This window comes from Sphingobium sp. SA2 (assembly GCF_032227065.1).
In the GTDB taxonomy this organism is placed as follows: domain Bacteria; phylum Pseudomonadota; class Alphaproteobacteria; order Sphingomonadales; family Sphingomonadaceae; genus Sphingobium.
Genome location: NZ_JAPMXX010000001.1, coordinates 924,351 through 946,679, shown reverse-complemented (window position 1 = coordinate 946,679; position 22,329 = coordinate 924,351). Strand labels below are relative to the sequence as shown.

Here is a 22,329-nt window from a genome sequence, read left to right as displayed (position 1 = left end):
ACGGTCGGCGGTGCGACCTCCCCCTGCACCCGCCGATCGAAACGGCCGCCATCGTCTATCCCGCGATGGCGGCCGTCGATTGCCGCTCGATAAGCTGATGGCCCAGCAGGCATTTGGGATGGCGCACCTTGCGCGAGGTGCTGATTTCCTGGGTCAAAAGGCGCAACGCTTCGGCCGCCAGTTCGCGCACGGGCTGGCGGATCGTCGTGAGTGGCGGCCACAGCGTCACCGCGGCGGTGGTATCGTCAAAGCCGACCACGGTCAGGTCTTCGGGCACGGACAGGTGGCGGCGATGGGCGACGGAGACGACCGCAGCGGCCATGTCGTCATTGCTCGCGAAAATGGCGGTCGGCGGATGGTCGATATCCAGCAACTGCTCGCCCGCCAGCAAGCCGGACGTATAGGAGAAGTCTCCCTGGACCAATATCGTCTCAATACCCCCGGCTTCATGCACGGCGGCGTCGAATCCTGCCAGCCGGTCTTCGCTGGCGGACTGGCCAGGATTACCGATGATGAAGCCGATGCGACGATGGCCAAGGCCGATCAGATGTTTGGTCATGTCATAAGCCGCCGCGCGATCGTCGATCCGCACGCAGATCGCATCGCGGGCATAGCCACCCACCACTGCCATCGGCAATTGCGCCAGATGGATGGGGTCGCGCACTACGCGCGATTCCCCCAGCGGCGGCGCGATGATGATGCCGCCCACGCCCGATCCGATCAGGCGGTGGATCGCTTCGGGCGGCGGCGGGCGACCATCCTGCCCGCCCAGCAGCGTCAATTGCGCCCCCATGACCGACGCTTCCTCGAACACGCCGATCAGGAAATCATGCATGAAAGCGGCGCTCGGATTGGAATAGATCACGCCGATCCGCACCTCGCGCGACGTCACCAGCGCACGGGCCGCGACATTGGGCGTATAGTTCAGTTCCGCAATCGCGGCATTGACCGCCAGACGGGTTTCGGCGCGCACCTTGCCATTGCCGTTGATAACGCGCGACACGGTCATCGCGGACACGCCCGCACGCTTGGCGACATCGACCACGGTCGCGCTGCGCTGCTGAGGATGGGGAGGCTTCAAGATCATCCTTTCGAACCAATCGCACCATTTCTAGCGAGATGGCAGGCCCGTCAAGACAAAGACGATGGCCTCCATCGGGGCGGATGCGCACCCTCCTGCACATTAGCGCTTGCCGCGTCCGGCTGCCTTCGCCTACATCGCTATGATAACGTTAACGCAGGACATGTCTGTTGACCTATTTCCGGCATATCCGTTGGACCATCATCGGTCTGTTCGCGATCGCGATGACCATCAATTATCTGACGCGCAGCGTCCTGGGGGTGGCCGCCCCTACGATCATGGGTGAACAGGGCATCACGTCCGAACAATATTCCTGGATCACCGGGGCATTCCAGATCGGCATCATGTTTCAGCCGGTCGCAGGCTATGTCCTCGACATTGCGGGCCTGCGCTACGGTTTCACCTTCTTCGTGCTGATCTGGTCGCTCATCACCATGGCGCATGGGCTGGTGCAGGGCTGGCTCGGCTTTCTCGCGCTCCGCGGCGCGCTCGGCCTGGTCGAAGGCGGCGCGCAGCCTGCGGGCATGAAGGTCGTGTCCCAATGGTTCCCCGCCCGCGAGCGCGGGACCGCAGGGGGATTGTACCAGATCGGCGCATCACTGGGTGCCGTCGCCGCGCCGCCGCTGGTGGCCTGGGCGGTGCTCACCCATAGCTGGCGCGCGGCCTTCTTCGTCGCAGGCGGCCTCGGCCTCGTCTGGCTCATCCTGTGGCTATTCTGGTATCAGACGCCCGCACGGCACCGGGCTATCACCGCGGAAGAACGCACAAAGATCCTCGATGGCCAGGAAGCGGAGTTGCAGCAGAAGCGCAAGCGCCCGGACCTGCGCACGATGCTGCGCCGTCGCGATATGTGGGGCATCGCGCTCCCGCGCTTTCTCGCCGATCCGGTATGGGGGATGCTCTCGCTCTGGATGCCGCTCTATCTGGTGCAAGTGCGCAATTTCGATATTCAGCAGATTGCGATCTTCGCCTGGCTACCCTTCCTTGCCGCCGACCTTGGCTGTCTTGCGGGGCCAGCCCTGGTCGCCTGGCTCCAGCGGCGCGGCGTCCATCTGATCGACGCGCGGCGCGGCGCCTTCACCATCGGCGCGGTGCTGATGTGTTCGATGATGTTCGTCGGCATCGTGCAAAGCCCGGTTGCGGCCATCGCCCTGCTCTGTGTCGCGGGCTTTGCCCATCAAACCCTGTCGGTCACCGTCATCACCATGTCGGCCGACCTGTTCCCGCAGGATGAGGTGGCGACGGCCACCGGCATAGCGGGCACGGCGGCCAATCTCGGCGTGCTGATCTTCACCCTGCTGCTGGGCAGTTGGGTCGACCAGGTCGGCTATGGCCCCTTCTTCATTCTCCTTGGGCTGCTGGACCTTGTCGGCGCCGCCATACTTTGGACCTTGGTGCGAAAACCGGTATGATCTCGATTACCAATCCTATCCTGCGGGGCTTCAATCCCGATCCCTCGATCGTGCGGGTCGGCGACGACTATTATGTCGCCACTTCGACCTTCGAATGGTATCCGGGCGTGCAGATCCACCATTCCCGCGACCTCGCCAATTGGCAGCTTGTCGCCCGGCCGCTACGTCGCCCGGCCCAGCTCGACATGCGGGGCAATCCCGATTCCTGCGGGGTGTGGGCGCCGGACCTGAGCTATGCCGATGGCCGGTTTCACCTGACCTATACCGACGTCAAACGCTATGGCCGCACCACCCGGTCCGACCGGACGGACGTATCGCTGCGGGACTTCCATAATTATTGGGTGTGGTGCGACCGTATCGATGGCGAATGGTCCGATCCCGTCCATGTGAACAGCAGCGGCTTCGATCCCGCGCTCTTCCACGACGATGATGGCCGTAGTTGGCTGCTCAACATGCTGTGGGATCATCGCCCCGGCCACAAACGCTTCGCCGGGATCGTCATCCAGCAAATGTGCCTCAAAACCGGCCGCCTTCTGGGTGAGCGGCATAATATCTTCGCTGGCAGCCCGCTGGGCTTTACCGAAGGGCCGCATCTCTACAAGCGCGACGGCTATTATCATATCTTGGTGGCCGAGGGCGGGACGGAGCGCAATCATGCCGTGGTGATGGCGCGGTCGCGGTCGCTCTTTGGCCCCTATGAACTGCATCCCGATGGGCCAGTGCTGACGGCGCGCGATCAGCCCGATGGGCCGCTTGCTCGCGCTGGCCATGGCGACCTGGTGGAAACGGCGAACGGCGATCCCTGGCTCGTCTATCTCTGCGGCCGCCCGCTGCCCGCGTCCGATCGCTGCATATTGGGCCGGGAAACCGCGATACAGCCTATGCGCTGGGGCGAGGATGGCTGGCTGCGCACGATCGACGGAACGGGCCGCCCGATGGCGTCGGTCGGAAACGTGAGCGTCGCGCGCACCCTGACCGATGATCGCGCGGATTTCGACGATCCGACTTTGCCCCCCCCCTTTCAATGGCTGCGCACGCCCTATCCCGACCAGATTTTCTCGCTGACGGATCGGCCGGGCCATCTGCGCCTGTTCGGGCGCGAGTCCGTGGGCAGCCATTTCACCCAGGCGCTGGTGGCGCGACGCCAGTGCGAATGGCGCTTCAGCGCGGAAACGTTGGTCGATTTCCATCCCGCCAATTTCCAGCAGTCGGCCGGTCTGATCCATTATTATAACAGCACGAAATTCCATTATCTGCACATCACCGCCGACGATGTGGGGCAACCGGTGATCCAGATATTGTCGGTCGTGCCTGACGAGGCTCGTCCCAGTGTCACTTCACCCGCCATCCCGATCGCGCGCGGCCCGGTCTGCCTTCGGCTGGACGTGGATCATGAAACAATGCGCTTCTCCTATCGCATGGCCGATGACGAAGCTTGGCACGAGGTTCCCGGCGATCGCGACGCGAGCATTCTGTCCGACGAAGCGACCTTGCCCTATTTGCCCAACTTCACCGGCACCTTCGTCGGCATGGCCTGTCAGGACATGGCGGGCACAGGAGCCGTCGCCGACTTCGACTATTTCCATTATGTCGAGCGAGACGGCTGACGCGAAACCGAATAGGGGCGCGCTACCGACAGGCAGCGCGCCCCTTTTGCGTCAGAAGCGGATCGGCGTGTCCGTTGCGGCGGCGGGCAGCGCGCCTGTCGTCGCCACCCCCTCCGCATCGACCGACAGCGTAAAGCCATAGCGGTGCGGCGTCACCGGAATGCGATATGGCTCCAACGGTCGGCCAAGCGCGCTCCAGCTATCAGTGCCACCGACCCCGCTTTGCACCTTGTCGATCAACAGCGTGACGTCGCCATGCGGCTTGATATCGCTGCTGCGCCAGGTGCCGGGCGGACGTCGCGCTAGGTCGTCATAGGGAAAGGCCAGCACATTGGCGGACAGTGGCTCCATGCCCTTCACGGTCAGGGACGGCATGGTGGCGCCGCTAACCTTCATCCAGCGCACGCCCACCTTGTTCCCGGTTTCCTGGGGTCGCATATAATCATGGTGCTGATCGGCGATTGCGCCGGTCCAGCGGCCCAGCGCCGCGCCGGTCTGGCGGTCGGCATAGCTTTCATGCGGCCCCTTGCCATACCATTCGACGCTCTTGAACGCAGAAGGCATGCTATAGGCGAGGCCGATGCGCAGCGGATCGGGCAGATCCTTCTGCAACGGCGTGAATTGTGCCTCCACCGCCACCTTACCATCGCCGCGCAGGACATAGCGGTTCTCGAACCGCGCCACGCCATCGCCGACATTGAACCGGACGCTGACGGCGACGGCGCGTTTGTCCGCCTGGTCCACCGTCACCGCTTCGACGACGCGCTTCTCCGACGCCGTCTGCCACATCGCATGGGTGCGCGCGACGCCGGTGCCTATGTCATTGTCGATGAGCGCGCGATAGAAATGCGGCGCGCCGCCAGACAAGATGGCGCGGCCGTCCTTGCGATAGCCGATCAGCCCGGTCGCGCGGTCGATCCTCAGCTCAGACCCCGCCGCCGCCAGGACAATACTGGCCTGGTCATCGGTGATGCTGACCGGCCCGCCACCATCTGGCGCTTGCGCCATCACGGCGCCCGGCACGACGAACTGGTCCCAGGCGACCAAATGCCCCGCCGGGACCAGCGGCACCGCGCCGCCACGCGCGCGCGCGGTCAACGTCACGACATATTCGCCACCAGCCTTGCGGGTCTGTGGCAAGGCAGCGGTAATCGTGGCCTCCGATCGCGCGGCGACAGCGGGGGAGGGGATAGCCCCACGCGCCACCTCGATCCCGTCTTCCAGCAATATCCAGCCCAGATCGAAATCGGCCAGGTTGCGGAAATCATGGCGATTGATCACTGTGAACCGTCCGCTGCCCAGGTCATCAGCACGGAAGGCGATCGGCTGATAGACTTTATGCAGTTCGAACAGATGCGGATTGGGCGTGCGGTCGGGCTGGATCAGCCCATCGCCAAATTCGATGTCGCCCCCCGGATTGGGACCATAAATCCCGCCCGTGCCCCAAAACGGCTCGCCCTTCTCGTCGCGCGCATGCATCGACTGATCCACCCAGTCCCACACGAAGCCGCCCTGCAATTTGCGATGGGCGTAGATGGCCTCCCAATAGTCAGCCATATTACCCCCGCTATTGCCCTGCATATGCGCATATTCGCACTGGATCAGCGGCTGGGTGAAACGCGGGTCACGGGCATAGGCGATCGTCTGGTCGACGCTATAATACATCGGCGCAAAGATATCGGCATAGGCATTGGGCTTCGGTTCGCTCAGCGTGCCCCAGCCCAGATAGTTGATCAGCCGCGTCGGGTCGCGTCGCCGCGCTTCCGCCGCCGCCTTTTCGAACGCCGGGCCGATCCCCGCCTCATTGCCCAGCGACCAGAAGATGATCGACGGATGATTCTTGTCCCGCTCGATCATATTGACCACGCGTGAGACATGGGCAGCGTCCCAAGCCGGATCATAGCCAATCTGATAAAGTTTGCGCTCGGCTTCGCCCTTCCAGCCCATTTCCATATAGGCGTGGGATTCGATATTCGCCTCGTCCATGACATAGAGGCCATATTCATCGGCCAGATCATACCAGCGCGGGTCGTTGGGATAATGCGACGTGCGTACCGCGTTGACATTGTTGCGCTTCATCATCTCCATGTCGCGCCGCATCGACGCCATCGAAATGACGTGGAACGTGTCCGGGTCATGCTCGTGCCGGTTGACGCCGCGGATCATGATCGGACGGCCATTGACCATCAATTGCCCATCGCGGATCGCGACATCGCGAAAACCGATGCGCTGGGCGGTCGCCTGCACCACCGCACCCTTGTCGTCCAGCAGCTCCAGCAGCAGCGTGTAGAGGTTGGGCGTTTCCGCCGACCAGGCGCGCACCCCCGGCAGCCGGTCGGCAACGCGCACCGTCTGTTCAGCCGTGCCCGACACGACCGCGACCGTTCGGCGCGACAAGGTCTGCTCGCCATCCATCACCGTTGCGCGCATGGTCATCGGCCCGCTGCCGGGCAGCACCTTCGCCACCACCTCCAGCGTCCCGTCGCGCCAATCCTGCGTCAGCCCCGCCCGCACCGCGAAATCGCGGATGCGCGTCTTCGGCGCCGCCATCAGGAAGACTTCGCGCTCGATACCCGATACGCGCCAGAAATCCTGATCCTCCAGATAGGAACCGTCCGACCAGCGATAGATGCGGATCGCGATGCTGTTCTTGCCGGGGCGCAGGAAGCGCGAGACGTTGAACTCGGACGGCAGCTTGCTGTCCTCGCTATAGCCGACCTGCTGTCCGTTGACCCAGACATAATAGGCCGAACCCGCAGCGCCGATGTGCAATATCACATCCTCGCCCGCCCAGTCCGGCGGCACATCGACATCGCGGCGATACGACCCCACCGGATTGCGATCATGCGGGATCAGCGGCCGGTTCGCGGGGAAGGGGTAGGTGATATTATTGTATCGCGCCTGGTCATAACCTTCCGCCTGCCAGTCCGCCGGCACGCTTATGCTCTTCCATCCCGACGCATCGAAATCATCGCGGAAGAAATCCGCCGGTGCCCCATCGACATTGGGCGAAAAATGAAACTGCCACTGGCCATTGAGCGACAGGAAGCGCCGCGACGCCGTGCGATCTCCCGCCAGCGCGCGCGCGCTGTCTTCGAACGGAAAGCCGGTGGCGCGCGCAGGCTCCTTGCCGCGTTCGAAAACCGCCGGATTTTCCCAGTCGGGACGGCTATTGTCGATTTGCGGGGTCAGCGGAACGGCGGGCCGACTCTGCGCGCCAACCGGCGCTGCCATCAATAGGGGAGTGAGACCCGTCAACCAGGTTGCAGCTTTTCTCTTCATCGGCTCCCTCCATCATATGGCATCTGTTCCGATGCGTGGTAACGCTCACATAGCAGGCGCATAGCCCGCTTGCCAGCATCGCTTGCCTATGTCTGTGTGCCCAAGACCGGCATATCGCGATAGGGCAAAAGAGACTTGCGAATGATAGTGGTTCGCATTAGTGGCGGCCCGACAGGGTGATCCTACGCCCGCTATTTGCATAAAAGGGATTTTATGAAGGCCGCAAAGCTCGCGCTGTGCCTCTGCACCGCCATGACCGTCACGCCATCCTTCGCGCAGGCACCCGACGCTGCGGAGGGCGCGGACCAGTCCAGCATCGTCGTCACTGCGGTCGCTGGCCAGTCGAGCGGCGCGGGCACGAAAACCGACGTGCCCCTCATCGAAACGCCCCAGCCGATCAGCATCATCAACGCCGAAACCTATCAGGCGCAGGGCGCGATCTCGATCGCCGATACGCTGCGCTATGTGTCGGGCGTGGTCGCCAACCCCTATGGCGCGGACGGGCGCGAGGACGGGGCCTTCATTCGCGGCATTTCCCCGCTCCAGTTCCGCGATGGCATGCGCGACCTGTTCAGCTATTTCGCCAATATCCGGTCCGACCCCTATAATTTCTCGCAAGTCGAGGTCGTGCGCGGCCCGGCCTCCGTGTTGTTCGGGTCAGGCTCGATCGGCGGCCTCATCAACACCGTGTCGAAGCGGCCCGATTATGAAACGCATGGCGAAATGTCGGTCCGCTATGGCTCGTTCGACCGCAAGGAAATATTGGGCGACATCACCGGATCACTCACCGACGGAATCGCTGCGCGGCTGGTCGCGCGGGTCCGCGATGCCGATACGCAGGTCGATCATGTCTCCGACGACCGCGTGATGCTCGCCCCTTCGCTGCGCTTCAAACTGGGGGAACAGACCGAACTGACGCTGCTGGGCCTGTATCAGGAAGATGATGGCGGCTCGATCTCGCAATTCCTGCCGATCGTCGGCACGCTCGCGCCCAATCCCAATGGCCAGTTGCCGAACAACACCTTCATCGGCAAGCCCGGCTGGGACCGCTATGACGGCCGCACCCTGCAGGGCACGGCCCTGCTGGAACATCGTTTCAACGAGCATGTCCAGTTGAACCTCAAGGCGCGGGTGATCGACTCGGATCTCACCTATTTCACCCATTATCCCAACAGCTACAGCAATCCCGCCAATCCCTATCTCGACTCCGCGCAGCGCGTGATCGGCCTCTATGCCGATGGCAGCTATGCCAGCACCGATGTCTTTTCGACCGACAATAATGTGCGGATCGACTTCAACACCGGCGATGCGATCGAACATATCCTGCTGGCGGGCGTCGATTATAGCTGGAACCGGGTGCGCAAATTGGGCGGGGCCGCGTTTGAAACGATCGATATTTACGACATCGATTATGCCTCCCTGTCCGACTATGGCGGCGGTATCCCGCAGCCGGGCGATGCGGGCTATCTCTACGGCACCAACAGCAATGTGACCCAGGCGCAGCTCGGCTTCTATGTGCAGGATCAGATCCGCTTGTGGGATCGCATCTCGATCGTGCTGGGCGGACGGCGCGACCATGTCGAAACCAAAAGCCTCGATCCCACGACCAACAGCCGCACCAAGGAAACCGCGAACGCCACCTCCTTCCGCGCGGGCATCATCGCCGAAGTCGTGACCGGCTTCTCGCCCTTTTTCAGCTATACCGAATCCTTCAACCCCATTTCCGGCAGCGCCAATGACGGCACGCTGTGGAAGCCCGAACGCGGCCGCCAATATGAGGTCGGCGTAAAGCTCCACCCCGACGACCGCACCCTGCTGACCGCGACCGCCTATCATATCCGGCAGAGCAATCGGGTCATCAACCTGTCCCCAACCGTCTCGGTGCAGGCAGGCAAGGCGACATCGAAGGGCTTTGAGATCGAAGGCCGCCGCTCGCTGCCTGGCGATTATGAGATCATCGCCAATTTCAGCTACAACAAAGCCTATCTGAACGAAAATGCGGATCAGCAGCAACTCGACAATGTGCCCAAATATGGCGCATCTGCCTGGGCCACCAAGACGTTCCGCATGGATGATGACAAGTCGCTGCGGCTCGGCACCGGCGTCCGCTATGTCGGCGAAAACTGGTCGGGCGGTGTCGTGCGCACCCCGTCCTACACGCTGGTCGATGCCCTAGCCGAAGTGAACTGGCGGCAATGGCGCATGTCGATCAATGCGACCAACCTGTTCAACAAGAAACATTATGCCGCCTGCCTGTCGCGCGGCGACTGCTTCATCGGGGCGGATCGCAATGTCTTCGGCACGCTGACCTACGCCTTCTGATGGCCTGGGTCTGGGCAGGATCAGCGATGACGGTGGCCGCAGTGCTGTTGCTCCGTCACGCCTGGCGGTTGCAAGGGCGTTCCGTGCCGCTGCTGGGTGCTGCCTGGGCGCTGCTGCTCTTGGGCCTGATCGCCGCAGGGGCGGGCCATGGCGCGTGGGGCGTGTCGGTGGCGTGCCTGTCGTTGATGCTCTGCGCCTTCGCCTGCCTAGCCGTCGCGGGCTGGACCGCGCCGCGTGACAAGGCACGCCCGCCCCAACGGCGCGCGCATATGCTGCCTGACGCGGGCGAGCCATCCTATATCGGCCGCCGCCTGCTGACCTTCCTGATCACGGTGCCGCTCGCCCTCGTCACATCGCTCGCCCTAGCGCTGGCCATGCGCGTCTGGGTGTCCGCCAGCGGGGCAGTGGAGGCCAATGCCAATGTCGTCACCCTCTTCCTGACGCCTCTGCTATGGTCGATCCTGGTCGTCCTGCTGATGCTGGCAAAGCGGCGGCGCACGCAATGGCTGATGCTGGGCGCGCCGCTTCTGGTCGGCGGCCTGTCCATCCTGTGGGGAATGATGTAATGAGCAATGGCGAAGGCGTGCGCGCCAAAGGTTTCGACAAGGCGACCGTTCGCGACGTGCTCTCGGCCCATGCCGCCATCGGCCTGCTGGCGGGTGCCTTCCTCTATCTCGTCTGCCTGACTGGCACGATCGTCGTCTTCTTCGCCGAATGGCAACGGATCGAGCAGCCCGCCGCCCCCGAAATGCGCGAAATCGCGCCCCAATCGGTGCAACGCGCGGTGGAAACCGTGCTGGCGAGCGAGAAGGGCAAGCCGCTCACCACGCATCTCTACGTCCATCTGCCGACGCAAGACCTGCCGCGCACCACCATCACCACCGATCATCAGGCGGTGCATGTCGCCTCCGATGGTAGCATCGCCATGCCGGAGGAAAATGCCTGGTCCGACTATCTCCTCTCGCTCCATTATACGCTGCATCTGCCCTCGACGCTGGGCATGATCCTCGTCGGCCTCCTGGGCGTCATGATCGTGGCGCTGGCGATCTCCGGCGTGATCGCCCATCCGCGCATCTTCCGCGATGCCTTCCGCCTGCGCGCGCGCAGTAGCGGCGGTGTGGGGCTTGCCGACTGGCACAATCGGCTCGGCGTATGGACGCTGCCCTTCACCATCATGATCGCGCTGACCGGCGCGATGATCGGCCTCGCGGTCGTCACTGGCTATGGCCTGGCGGGCAGTTTCTACAAGGGCGATCTGGCAGCCGTCTACGCCCCCATCTTCGGCGGCGAAGGTGCAGCGGACAGGGCATCCGCGCCCGTCCCGGATATGGCGGCCCCCATGCGCTATATGCAGGCGCATCATCCCGATGTGCATCCAAGCTACCTGATCCTGCATGATCCGCTGACCGCCGGACAGCATGTCCAGGTCGTCGGCCTTCATCCCAACCGGCTCATTTTCGGCGAATATTATATGTTCGACGCCAAGGGTGGCTATCATGGCACGGCGGGCCTGTCCGACGGCGCGCTGGGGCAACAGGCGGCGGCATCGGCCTATAATCTCCACTTCGGCAATTATGGCGGCCTGCCGGTCAAGATCGCTTATGCCCTGTTCGGCCTTGCGCTATGCGCTATGACCGCGACCGGCACCTCGATCTGGCTCGGCAAGCGGCGACGGCGCGGCCTCGACCATCCCCGCCTGACCCGCGCCTGGGACGCCATCGTCTGGGGCAGCCCGGCCGCGCTGATGCTGACCTTCGTCCTGCGCCAAGGGATCGGCAATGACGCGCCGCTGGTCGCGGCCTTCTGGGGCCTGCTCGTCGCAATTTTGGTCGTCAGCCTGGTTGTGACCGATGGCCACCGCTTTCGGCGCGGGCTTCAGATGCTCCTTGTTGCCGCCACCCTCGCAGGCTGCGTAGGATTCATCCTAGCGCTGTGAAATCCCTGCGCCACAGCGGCGCAGCCAGGCTCTCGCGCAGCACCTGCAGGAACGCATTGGTCCGCCCGCTGCGCCCCTGCCGGGCGCGGAGCAGCGCCACCACATCGGCGGCGGGCGGCGACCAGCGCGGCAATATCGCCTGCAACCGCCCCGCCGCCAGATCCTGCGCGACATCCCACTCGCTCCGCAAGATGATGCCCAGCCCCGCCAGCGCCCAGTCGCGGATGATCTCGCCATCATTGCTCGCCATGACCGGCTTGATCCGCACCGTCACCTTGCCCTGCTTGGCATGGGCAAAGCGCCAGAGCGTGACATCCTCGTCATTCTCGCGCAGCGCGAGGCAGTGATGCGCCGTCAAATCCTGCGGGGTCTGGATCGGGGGATGCCGGGCAAGATAGTCGGGGGCGGCGCACAGGATGCGGCTGTTGGGGGCAAGCGTCGTGACCAGGCGGTCGCTTTCGGGCAACGCCCCGATATGCACGACGATATCCCAATTGTCGGCCATTTGTCGGATCGGGCTGTCGGACAGCGCCAGCGTCACCGATATCGCCGGATGGCTTTTGGCAAAGTCGCAGACCACCGGCGCGACATGCCGCCTGCCAAAACCATAGGGGGCCGCTACGCGCAGATGGCCGCTGACCTGCCGGGTGCGGCTTGCCACCCGTTCCGACAATTGTTCGATCGCGCTGATGATGTCCGCCCCGTCCGACGCGATCAACTCCCCTTCGTCGGTCAGGCGCAGACCGCGAGATGTCCGGTCGATCAGCTTCACCCCCACCCGCTCCTCCAGCGCCCGCAAGCGTTGCGTGACCGCAGGCGGCGTGACATTCAACCTGCGCGCCGCCTCGGCCAGCGACGGCGCGCTGGCGATCATATGGAAAAAGCGGAGGTCATCCGTCGAAAGCATTAAGTTTCATCTTAGCCATAAATACAGAATATGTTAATTGCGGACTTCAGAAATCGGCATATTCTGCGACCCATGGCATGTCAAAACCAATGTACGGGTCGCTGTCCGTTTCATCGAAGAAAGCCGCGTTTATGACCACCCCATCCTGCGATCGGCTCTATATCGACGGAGCCTGGGTCGACCCGGCAAAACCGCTCCCGGCCATCCCGGTGATCAGCCCGGTGACCGAGCGACAGATCGGGGCGGTCGTCCAGGGCAGCGCGGCGGATGTCGACGCCGCCGTCCTGGCTGCCCGCCGCGCCTTCCCTGCCTTCTCCCAGACCGCCCCCGCCGAACGGATCGCTTTGCTCCGCCGGATATTGACGCTGATGGAAGAGCGGTTCGAACTCTTGGCGCAGGCGATCTGTCTGGAAATGGGTTCGGCGATCGGCTTCGCCCGCGCGTCGCAGGTGCCGTTCGGCATCGCCCATGTCCGCGCCGCGATCGACGTGCTGGAAGATTATGCCTTCCTCCGGCAGCAGGGCAGCACCGCGATCCTGCGCGAAGCCATCGGCGTCTGCGGCCTCATCACGCCCTGGAACTGGCCGCTCTACCAGGTCACGGCCAAGGTCGCGCCCGCCATCGCCGCTGGCTGCGCGGTCATCCTGAAACCGAGCGAACTATCACCCTTCAGCGCGCATCTCTTCGCGCAGATCATGCACGACGCTGGGACACCGGCGGGCATCTTCAACCTCGTCAGTGGCACCGGCACAGAGGTCGGCGCAACGCTCGCCGCGCATCCGGGCATCGACATGATCTCGATCACCGGCTCCACCCGCGCGGGCGTACTGGTAGCGCAGGCCGCCGCCCCGACGGTCAAGCGGGTGACGCAGGAACTGGGCGGCAAGTCGCCCAACATCCTGCTGGACGATGCCGATTTCGAACGGGTCGTACCCTTGGGTGTGGCCTCGGCCTTCCGCAATGTCGGCCAATCCTGCAGCGCCCCCACGCGGATGCTGGTGCCAGCCGAAAGGCTGGCGCAGATCGAAGCGCTCGCCGCAACCGCCGCCGCCGCGTTGGTCGTCGGCGATCCCGCTCTGGACGGCACGGACCTTGGCCCGGTCGCCAATCGCAGCCAGTTCGACAAGGTGCAGGCCATGATCCGCATCGGCATGGCCGAAGGGGCGCGGCTGGTGTGCGGCGGTCCGGGGCGGCCCGATGGCCAGGACACAGGCTTTTTCGTCCGGCCCACCATCTTCTCCGACGTGCGCCCCACCATGCGCATCGCGCAGGAGGAAATCTTCGGCCCCGTCCTCTGCCTCATCCCCTATGCCAACGAAGCCGACGCGGTGCGGATCGCCAACGACACGGTCTACGGCCTCGGCGCGCACGTCCAGTCGCGCGACCTGGACCGCGCCCGCGCCGTCGCCGCGCAAATCCGCGCCGGGCAAGTCCATATCAACCATCCGGCCTGGGACGGCATGGCCCCCTTTGGCGGCTATAAACAGTCGGGTAACGGCCGCGAATATGGCGTGTTCGGCCTGGAGGAATATTTGGAGACCAAGGCGATACTGGGCTATTTCCCATGACAAACATGATGATGCCAACAAGGAACCGGCCGTGACGATAGCCCAAACCGTGGAACCGCCGCAGGACGAAGCGGCGCCCGCGCGCCTCGCCGATCTGGAGACGCCCTGTCTCATCCTCGACGCCGACCGCATGGACCGCAACATCGCCCGCCTGCGCGACCGGCTCGCGCCCTTAGGCGTATCGCTGCGCCCGCATCTCAAGACTGCTAAGTCGATCGAGGTCGCCCACCGCGTCATGAGCACGCCGCAGGGACCGGCGACGGTCTCGACCCTCAAGGAAGCGGAATTTTTCGCCGCCGCCGGTGTCCGCGACATCATCTATGCGGTGGGGATCGCGCCTTGGAAACTGGCCAAGGTCATCGCCCTGCGCAAACAGGGCATCGACCTCGCTATCGTCCTCGACACGGTCGAACAGGCGCAGGCCGTGGCCGCCGCATCGCGCGAAGCGGGCGATGCCATTCCTGCGCTGATCGAAATCGACTGCGACGGCCATCGCTCCGGCGTGTTGCCGACCGACCGGGACCGGCTGGTCGCGATCGGGCAGGCGCTGACCCAGGGCGGCGAACTGCGCGGCGTGCTGACCCATGCGGGCGGCAGCTATGCCGCGCGCGGGGAAGAGGCGCTGCGCCGCTGTGCCGAGGAGGAGCGCCGCGCCGTTGTCGATGCCGCCGCCATCCTGCGCGACGCGGGCCTACCCTGTCCGGTGGTCAGCATGGGTTCCTCCCCGACGGCGCACCACGCGCAAGACCTGACTGGCGTGACCGAAGTGCGCGCGGGCGTCTTCATGTTCTTCGATCTGGTGATGACAGGCGTTGGCATATGTCGCGTCGAGGATATCGCGCTTTCCGTGCTGGCGACCGTGATCGGGCATCAGCGCGACAAGGGCTGGATATTGATCGACGCGGGCTGGATGGCGATGTCGCAGGATCGCGGCACATCCAAACAAGCGGTCAATCAGGGCTATGGCGTCGTCTGCGACAGCAGCGGCACGGCCTATGATGATCTCATTCTGGCCGACGCCAATCAGGAACATGGCATCATCATGGTCCGCCCTGGCTCTGGCGCGGCCTTGCCCGACCTCAAGATCGGCGACCGGGTGCGTGTGCTGCCCAACCATGCCTGCGCCACCGGCGCGCAGCATCGCCGCTATCATGTCGTTCACGGCACCGACGATCAGGTCGTGGCACAATGGCAGCGTTTTGGAGGATGGTAATGACCAACACACCGCAACCGATCCTGACCGACACTGCCCCCGCTCCGGCCGGCCATTATGCGCAGGCGATCCGGTCGGGGAACACGCTCTATATTTCGGGTCAGCTACCGATCCGGGCCGACAAGGCACCCCTGTCCGACATGGAATTCGAAACGCAGGCGCGGCAAGCCATCGCCAACATGCTGGCGATCCTGAAAGCGGCTGGGGCTGAACTGTCCGACCTGTGCCGGGTCACCGCCTATATCGTCGGCATCGACAACTGGCCGCGCTTCAACGCCGTCTATGCCGACATGCTGGGCGATGCCAAGCCTGCTCGCACGGTCGTCCCCGTCCCCGAACTCCATTATGGCTATCTGGTCGAGGTCGACGCGATCGCCAGCCTGCCCGCTACAACCGACTGACCCTTCAGGAGCCGATGATGCTGCCCTTCGTTCAACAGGTCGCCAGTGACGACCATCTGCCCGACGCGGTCGATGTCGTCGTGGTGGGTGGGGGTATCGTCGGTACGGCGGCCACCTATTATCTGGCAAAGCGCGGCTTGAAGGTCGCCCTGATCGAAAAAGGCCACATCGCCTGCGAACAATCGAGCCGCAGTTGGGGCTGGTGCCGCCTGCAAAATCGCGATCCGCGCGAAATGCCCTTGTCGTTGCTGTCGATGCGCCTCTGGGACAGTCTGGCGCCAGAGATCGGGCAGGATCTGGGCTTTCGCCGCTCCGGCCTTATCTACACCACCGACGACGCAGCGATGTTGGCAGGATGGGAATCGTGGCTGCCCACCGCACGCGAGTTTGGCGTCGAAACCTATATGTTGAGCGCCAAGGAAGCGGCCGCGCGCATTCCCCAGACGCGCCGCAACTGGGTCGGCGGCCTTCATTCGGTGCGAGACGGCAAGGCTGAACCCGCCTTGGCAGCGCCGATATTGGCGGAAGGCGCCCGCGCTCTCGGCGCGACCATTCACCAGCAATGTTCCGCGCGTGGCCTAGACATTACGAACGGCCAGGTCACTGGCGTCCATACCGAACGGGGCATGATCCGCACCGACGCTATATTGTGCGCGGCCGGTGCCTGGGCCTCGACCTTCCTGCGCCGCCACGGCATCCGCTTCCCGCAGGCCAGCGTGCGGCAAACGGCCCTGCGCACCAAACCGACCGTCAATGTCGGCGAAGTCCTCTATTGCCCGGACCTCGCCATGACCCGCCGCTTCGACGGCAGCTACACCATGGCGATCAGCGGCCGGGCCACGCTGGAACTGACGCCCCAGGGCTTAGGCTTTGCGCGCGAATTCATGCCGCAATTTATCCAGCGACTCAAAGCCGTCCAGATGGGGGTTGGTGCGTCCTTCCTCACCGGCCCGGAATCGCTATCGGCCATGTTCGGCAAAGATGACCGTCTCTTCGAATGCAACCGCATCGCCGCCCCCGTGCCCAACCGACGGCTGGTCCAGGCGATCATGGACAATGTGCGCGGCACCTTCCCGCAACTGGCAGGCATAGAGGTTGACCACGCTTGGGGTGCCTATATCGATTGCACGCCCGACGCGGTGCCGGTGATCTCGGCCGTCGATCCGGTCGGCGGGCTATATCTCGCAGCGGGATGCTCCGGCCATGGCTTCGGCGTTGGCCCCGGCATCGGCTATCTCGCTTCGGAACTGATCGCCAACGACCGGCCAAGCGTCGATCCCACCCAGTTTCGCCTGAACCGCCTGATCGACGGCTCGAAAATCAAGGTCGGCTCGCTCTAACGCGGCGTAATTTATCTGCCCGGAATGGCATGATCCGACCGCTGATCTGCGGTCCATGGTTGACATGGACCAGCTGATGCTATTTGGCCTTACCAATAATTGGGAGAGGTCAAATGCGCGTATCGAAAATCAATTTTCTCGGTCTGGTCAGCATCGCGGCAATGGCGCTGGCGACCGCCCCCGCTGCCGCAGTCCCCGCATCGGCCACGGCGCAACCGGGCGCACAGGCCGCCGGTCCCCGCCAGATCGTCTCCCTTGCATCGGGCTGGCGCTTCCGTTTCGGCGGCGATGCCGATGGCGTCACCGCCCCGACCTTCGACGATAGCAGCTGGGAACGGATCGACCTCCCCCACACATGGAACCGCATGGGCGAATATCAGCTCACCCGGTCGGCACAGAGCAATTTGGAACAAGGCATCGGCTGGTATCGCCTGGCTCTGACCGCGCCATCGCGGGCCAAGGGCCAGCGTCAGTTGATCCAGTTCGACGGCGTCGGCGCAATCGCGGAAATATGGGTGAACGGCGTGCGCGTCGGCGGCCATGCCGGCGCCTTTTCGACCTTCCGTTTCGACATCACTGATCAATTGCGAGCCGGCGCATCGAATAGCATCGTCGTCAAAGCCGATAACAGCAAGCCCGCACCCGGCAGTTCGACGGCGGACGTCATACCGCTCGGCGGAGATTTCTTCGTCCATGGCGGCCTCTATCGCGGCGTATCCCTGATCACGGTCGATGCCGCACAGTTTGATACGCTCGATCATGGCGGGCCGGGCCTCTATATCAGCACGCCGCAAGTGACGGACGCCGCCGCCAGCGTGGCGCTGCTCGCGCGGCTGCGCAACGCCGGACCGGGGCGGCGCAAGCTGACCGTCAACACGCAGATTCTGGATGCCGACGGCGCGGTCGTCGCACGGGACAGCGCCCCCGCCGCGCTGACCGCGAATGGCACGCTGGAACTGCGCCGCGCGCTGATGATCGCGCAGCCGATATTGTGGCAGGGACGCGAAAATCCCTATCTCTATCGCGTCGTGTCCGAACTGGTCGAACGCGGCCGCGTGGTCGACCGGGTGGAGCAACCGCTCGGCGTGCGGACCTTCGCCTTTGATCCCGACAGGGGCTTCATTCTGAACGGCAAGCCCACCCGCCTGCACGGCGCGTCGCGCCATCAGGACCGGCAGGGCAAGGGATGGGCGCTCACCCGGGAAGACCATGCACAGGATATGGCGATCATGGCGGAAATGGGCGTCAACACCATTCGCCATGCCCATTATCAACATGCCCAGGAATGGACCCGCTTGGCCGACGAAGCAGGCATGGTCGTCAAGGCCGAACTGCCCTTCGTCCACCAGTCCGCCTTCGACGACGCCCCGCCATCGCCTGCGTTGATCGCCAATGCGCGGCAGCAATTGCGCGAACTGATCCGTCAGAATTACAACCATCCCTCAATCATGATCTGGTCGGTCGGCAATGAAATCGACATCGGCGCGGCGATCGACGCGCTGCGCAAAGGGGCAAAGGGGCCACCCGCCCAGTCGCGCGACATGCTGATCGAACTCAATGCGCTGGCGCAAGCCGAGGACCCCAGCCGCCCGACGGCCTATGCCGATTGTTGCGAAGCGACGGGCTCGCCCCTGTCGCTGCCCGGCGCGCAAGTCCTCAACGACGTGACCGACATGGTCGGGCTGAATCGCTATTTCGGCTGGTATTATGGCAAGCCCGGCGACGCCGCGACGGCGCTGGCGGCTTTGCATGCCAAATATCCGGGGCGCGCGGTTGCGCTGACCGAATATGGAGCAGGCGGCGCGCTTACCCAGCATACCGACAATCCGCTGGGCGGGCCGGTCAATGCCAATGGTCGTCCCCATCCCGAAGCGTTTCAGGCCTGGGTCCATGAAGAGACATGGAAAGTCCTCAAAAAGCAGGACTATCTCTCCGCAACCTGGATTTGGAACATGTTCGACTTCGCCTCGAACAGCCGCGAAGAGGGCGAGGCCATCGACCTCAACGACAAGGGGTTGGTCAGCTATGACCGCACCATTCGCAAGGACGCCTTTTATTTCTACAAGGCCAGTTGGTCGAAGGAGCCTGTCCTGCATTTGACCGGTCGGCGCTACGTCGATCGCGCCTATCCGGTGATGGATGTGCGCGCCTACAGCAATGCCGCCACTGCCAGCCTCAAAGTCAATGGGCGCTATGTCGGCACGGTCCCCTGTCCCGACCATATCTGCGTCTGGCCCGGCATCGCGCTTAAGCCGGGCAACAATGAAGTGACCGCCACTGCGTCCGCTGACGGCAAGTCCCTGTTGGACACGGTAAGCTGGAAGGCACCGGATGCTGCCGACGGCTTGCGTATCCGGGTAGGAAGTCTGACTGGTCTTACCACTGCTGACGGTAAACGCTATGGCTCGGACACCTTCTTCACGGGTGGCACGGTCCCCGAATTGCGCATGGGCGCACGCGGGAAGGTGGCAGAGAGCAATGTCGTCGGCACGAGCGACCCGGAACTCTATGCCTCCTATCGGGAAGGTAGCTTCTCCTACGCGCTGCCCCTGCCCAATGGGCGCTGGTCCGTCACGCTCCATATGTTTGAGCCGGACGCTTCAAAGGCCGCAACACGTCGCTTCAATTTGGCGGCAAATGGGCGAATCATGCTCTCGAACTTTAATCCTGCTCAGGCGGCGGGTGGACCGTTGAAGGCTGTGACCCGCACATTCCCAGTAAGGGTAACCAACGGCAAGCTGACGCTGGAGTTCACGGCCAACGGCGATGACGCACTGGTGTCGGCCATCAGTATTTCTTCAGATATGTGAAATACGCGTAATTCACAGGAAATGATTGACAGATCGATGCCCTAAAACGTAAATCGGCCTTACCAGTAAGATAAAAATCGGTTAGCAATCATTGCCGGTGAGTAGGGAGGGGATATATGCACATCGTATCAATTCTATTGGCAGGCACGGCGATCGCCATGGCCACGCCAGCCATCGCCCAGGACACGGCACCAGTCATGCAGGGGGCCGATAGCGGCGAAGCGGCCATCATCGTCACCGCGCAGAAGCGCGAACAAAATGTTCAGGACGTGCCCGTCGCGATCACCGTCGTCAGCGCTGACCAGCTGGCCAGCGTCGGCGGCAGCCAGTTGCAGGATCTGACGAAGCTCTCCCCCAGTTTGACGATCACCCAGGGCGGTGACCTGAACAACAATGTCATCGTCCTGCGCGGCGTTGGCACATCGGCCTTTTCGGTCGGCATCGAACAGAGCGTTTTGGTCATGGTCGATGGCGTCGCCAACGGACTGCCGGGTCAAGGCTTCAACGACCTCGACGATATCGAGCGCGTCGAAGTGCTGCGCGGCCCGCAAAGCACTCTGTTCGGCAAGTCGGCCTCGGCTGGCGTTATCAGCATCACCACCAAGGCACCGTCCAAGACCTTCACTGGCAGCGCGGAAGTTCTGGTGACCGATGATGACGAGCAACGCTATTCGGCCAGCATCTCCGGCCCGATCACCAGCACGCTTGGTTTCCGTATCAACGGATCGGTCGGCCGCTTCGACGGCAATGTCCGCGAGTTGCAGACCGATACGATGATCAACGGTCGCGATAGCGAGAATATCCGGGCCAAGCTGCACTTTGAGCCTTCATCCGATTTCGACGCCACACTGGTCGGCTATTATAACAAGACCCGCACCGACTGCTGCTCCTTCGTCACGATCGAGCGCACGCCCGGCGTTACTTCGTCCTTCGGCACGCCATCATCGGTAAGCCTCGCAGGGATCACGCCCGGCAAGGATAATTTCGCGGTGCGTATCGATCCGTTCCAGACGGCGGATTCGGAAAGCTATGGCGGCTCGCTGGCCATGAACGTCGCGCTCGGCCGCCATACGCTCACACAAATCTTCGCTATGTCGCATTATAATTCGCAGGATCTGTCCGACTTCGACGGTGCCTTCGGTCCTGGCTTTGGTCAGCCCAACGGTCTGACCCAAGGTGGTAACTTCAAGGGCGATACGCTCAGCCACGAACTGCGGCTGACATCGCCATCGGGCAACCCGCTGCAATATGTCGTCGGCACCTATTATTCCCGCAACAACAACCAGCGCAGCTTCGTGCGCCCCGGTCCGATCGCCAACGCCAATTGGGCGGGTCGCACGACGTCCGAGGCCGTCGCCGTTTTTGGCCAGGCGGACTGGGAAATCATGCTGGGCACGAAGCTGATCGCGGGCCTGCGCTGGAATAAGGAAGACATCTCTTTCCGCTATCAGCGCTTCAACAGCAACGGCAGCAATCCCCCGTTCGCGACGGGTGGCAGCACGTCCGATACGGTCGTCACGGGCAGGTTCGGCATCCAGCAGGATCTAGCCGACGACGTGATGGCCTTTGCCACCTATTCGCGCGGCTATAAGGGGCAGGGCTATGATCTGACCTCGTCCTTCGTGCGCCCGACCCACCCGGCCAGCCGGCCGATCCAGCCGGAAACGGCCGACGCCTATGAAGTCGGCCTGCGCAGCAGCTTCCTTGATCGACGCGTGACGCTCAACCTGACCGGCTTCTGGACCGACTATAGCAATTTCCAGTCGCAAACGCTGGAGCCGGGCCTGGGCGGATCGTTCATCCTGGCCAATGTCGGTTCGCTGCGCACGCGCGGCGTGGAAGCGGAGATGTCGGCACGCGCCAGCGATTGGCTCAGCCTCAACGGCAGCGTTGCTTATGTCGATGCCAAGGTGAAATCCTATCCCAATGGCGAATGCTATTTCGGCCAGACGGCTGCGCAGGGCTGCCTGCCCAATGCTATTGGTGGGCGCGCACAGGATCTGTCCGGCTCGCGGCTCGCCAATTCGCCCGAATGGAAATTCAATGTCGGCGCGGACGTAAACCTGCCCTTGGGCAACCTGCCGGTCGATTTGAAGGCCAACGCCAATTATACGTGGCAAAGCGCGACATTCTTCGCGCTAACCAATGATCCGGCGTCACGTCAGGGTGCTTATGGCATCGCCAATATGAGCATCGGCTTTGAGGAAAAGACCGACCAGAAATACAGCATCACCTTCCTGGTGCGTAATCTGTTCGACCGCCATTATTTCGGCACGATCCGCAACGACGCGGGCAGCTTCGCTAATAATCCTTATCCCAACCCATCGCCGGTGACGAATATCATCGGCCTGCGCGTACGTGACTCCGCCCGCTATTTCGGGGTCCGGCTCGCCGCCAAATATTAAGCCTAGGCACACGTTGCCTTAGCTTGCTTCATCTCCCCCTAATGG

General features: G+C 63.4%; 14 protein-coding genes. 11 read left to right on the top strand and 3 right to left on the bottom strand.

Going from position 1 to position 22,329, the window contains the following annotated elements; all coding sequences use genetic code 11:
• Nucleotides 1–55 precede the first annotated feature (55 nt).
• Complete coding sequence (locus OVY48_RS04590) at nt 56–1,087, bottom strand: LacI family DNA-binding transcriptional regulator (RefSeq protein ID WP_076605617.1); 1,032 nt, start codon at nt 1,085–1,087, stop codon at nt 56–58.
• Between the two features lie 164 nt (nt 1,088–1,251).
• Here OVY48_RS04590 and OVY48_RS04585 point away from each other — a divergent pair, with 164 nt between their 5' ends.
• Nucleotides 1,252–2,493 (top strand): MFS transporter, encoded by a 1,242-nt coding sequence (locus OVY48_RS04585; RefSeq protein WP_237748985.1) that lies wholly within the window; start codon nt 1,252–1,254, stop codon nt 2,491–2,493.
• Nucleotides 2,490–4,100, top strand: a complete 1,611-nt coding sequence (locus OVY48_RS04580; protein ID WP_313921918.1) for a glycoside hydrolase family 43 protein — start codon at nt 2,490–2,492, stop codon at nt 4,098–4,100. The genes OVY48_RS04585 and OVY48_RS04580 overlap by 4 nt, the downstream gene beginning before the upstream one ends.
• A 51-nt stretch (nt 4,101–4,151) precedes the next feature.
• Here the strand turns inward: OVY48_RS04580 and OVY48_RS04575 are convergent, their stop codons facing one another.
• Nucleotides 4,152–7,382 carry a glycoside hydrolase family 2 TIM barrel-domain containing protein gene (locus OVY48_RS04575; protein WP_052027832.1) on the bottom strand — a complete coding sequence of 1,077 codons (3,231 nt, stop codon included), beginning with the start codon at nt 7,380–7,382 and terminating at the stop codon, nt 4,152–4,154.
• Between the two features lie 213 nt (nt 7,383–7,595).
• Between OVY48_RS04575 and OVY48_RS04570 the strand changes: the two genes are divergently transcribed.
• Genes OVY48_RS04570 through OVY48_RS04560 form a run of 3 tightly spaced genes read left to right on the top strand, consistent with a single transcriptional unit; the run spans nt 7,596 to nt 11,640 of the window.
• Nucleotides 7,596–9,704 (top strand): TonB-dependent siderophore receptor, encoded by a 2,109-nt coding sequence (locus tag OVY48_RS04570; RefSeq protein ID WP_313921917.1) that lies wholly within the window; start codon nt 7,596–7,598, stop codon nt 9,702–9,704.
• A 26-nt stretch (nt 9,705–9,730) separates the two neighbouring features.
• Nucleotides 9,731–10,270, top strand: a complete 540-nt coding sequence (locus tag OVY48_RS04565; protein ID WP_156106333.1) for a hypothetical protein — start codon at nt 9,731–9,733, stop codon at nt 10,268–10,270.
• Nucleotides 10,270–11,640: a PepSY-associated TM helix domain-containing protein gene (locus tag OVY48_RS04560; RefSeq protein WP_076605618.1), complete on the top strand. Its 1,371-nt coding sequence runs from the start codon at nt 10,270–10,272 to the stop codon at nt 11,638–11,640. Before OVY48_RS04565 ends, OVY48_RS04560 begins: the two co-directional genes overlap by 1 nt.
• Here the strand turns inward: OVY48_RS04560 and OVY48_RS04555 are convergent.
• Complete coding sequence (locus OVY48_RS04555) at nt 11,624–12,547, bottom strand: LysR family transcriptional regulator (protein ID WP_313921916.1); 924 nt, start codon at nt 12,545–12,547, stop codon at nt 11,624–11,626. The two genes, OVY48_RS04560 and OVY48_RS04555, sit on opposite strands and share 17 nt — an antisense overlap.
• A 131-nt stretch (nt 12,548–12,678) precedes the next feature.
• Here OVY48_RS04555 and OVY48_RS04550 point away from each other — a divergent pair, with 131 nt between their 5' ends.
• The 6 genes from OVY48_RS04550 (at nt 12,679) to OVY48_RS04525 (ending at nt 22,284) form a co-directional block, all read left to right on the top strand.
• Nucleotides 12,679–14,115 (top strand): aldehyde dehydrogenase family protein, encoded by a 1,437-nt coding sequence (locus tag OVY48_RS04550; RefSeq protein WP_081913027.1) that lies wholly within the window; start codon nt 12,679–12,681, stop codon nt 14,113–14,115.
• 130 nt (nt 14,116–14,245) lie between these two features.
• The gene (locus tag OVY48_RS04545; protein WP_202807680.1) at nt 14,246–15,328 is read left to right on the top strand and encodes an alanine racemase; all 1,083 of its coding nucleotides are present in this window, start codon (nt 14,246–14,248) and stop codon (nt 15,326–15,328) included.
• The gene (locus tag OVY48_RS04540; protein WP_076605475.1) at nt 15,328–15,729 is read left to right on the top strand and encodes a RidA family protein; all 402 of its coding nucleotides are present in this window, start codon (nt 15,328–15,330) and stop codon (nt 15,727–15,729) included. The genes OVY48_RS04545 and OVY48_RS04540 overlap by 1 nt, the downstream gene beginning before the upstream one ends.
• Before the next feature lie 17 nt (nt 15,730–15,746).
• Nucleotides 15,747–17,069 (top strand): NAD(P)/FAD-dependent oxidoreductase, encoded by a 1,323-nt coding sequence (locus OVY48_RS04535; protein WP_409592958.1) that lies wholly within the window; start codon nt 15,747–15,749, stop codon nt 17,067–17,069.
• A 113-nt stretch (nt 17,070–17,182) separates the two neighbouring features.
• The gene (locus OVY48_RS04530; RefSeq protein ID WP_313921914.1) at nt 17,183–19,879 is read left to right on the top strand and encodes a glycoside hydrolase family 2 TIM barrel-domain containing protein; all 2,697 of its coding nucleotides are present in this window, start codon (nt 17,183–17,185) and stop codon (nt 19,877–19,879) included.
• A gap of 116 nt (nt 19,880–19,995) precedes the next feature.
• Nucleotides 19,996–22,284: a TonB-dependent receptor gene (locus tag OVY48_RS04525; RefSeq protein ID WP_037473549.1), complete on the top strand. Its 2,289-nt coding sequence runs from the start codon at nt 19,996–19,998 to the stop codon at nt 22,282–22,284.
• Nucleotides 22,285–22,329 lie beyond the last annotated feature (45 nt).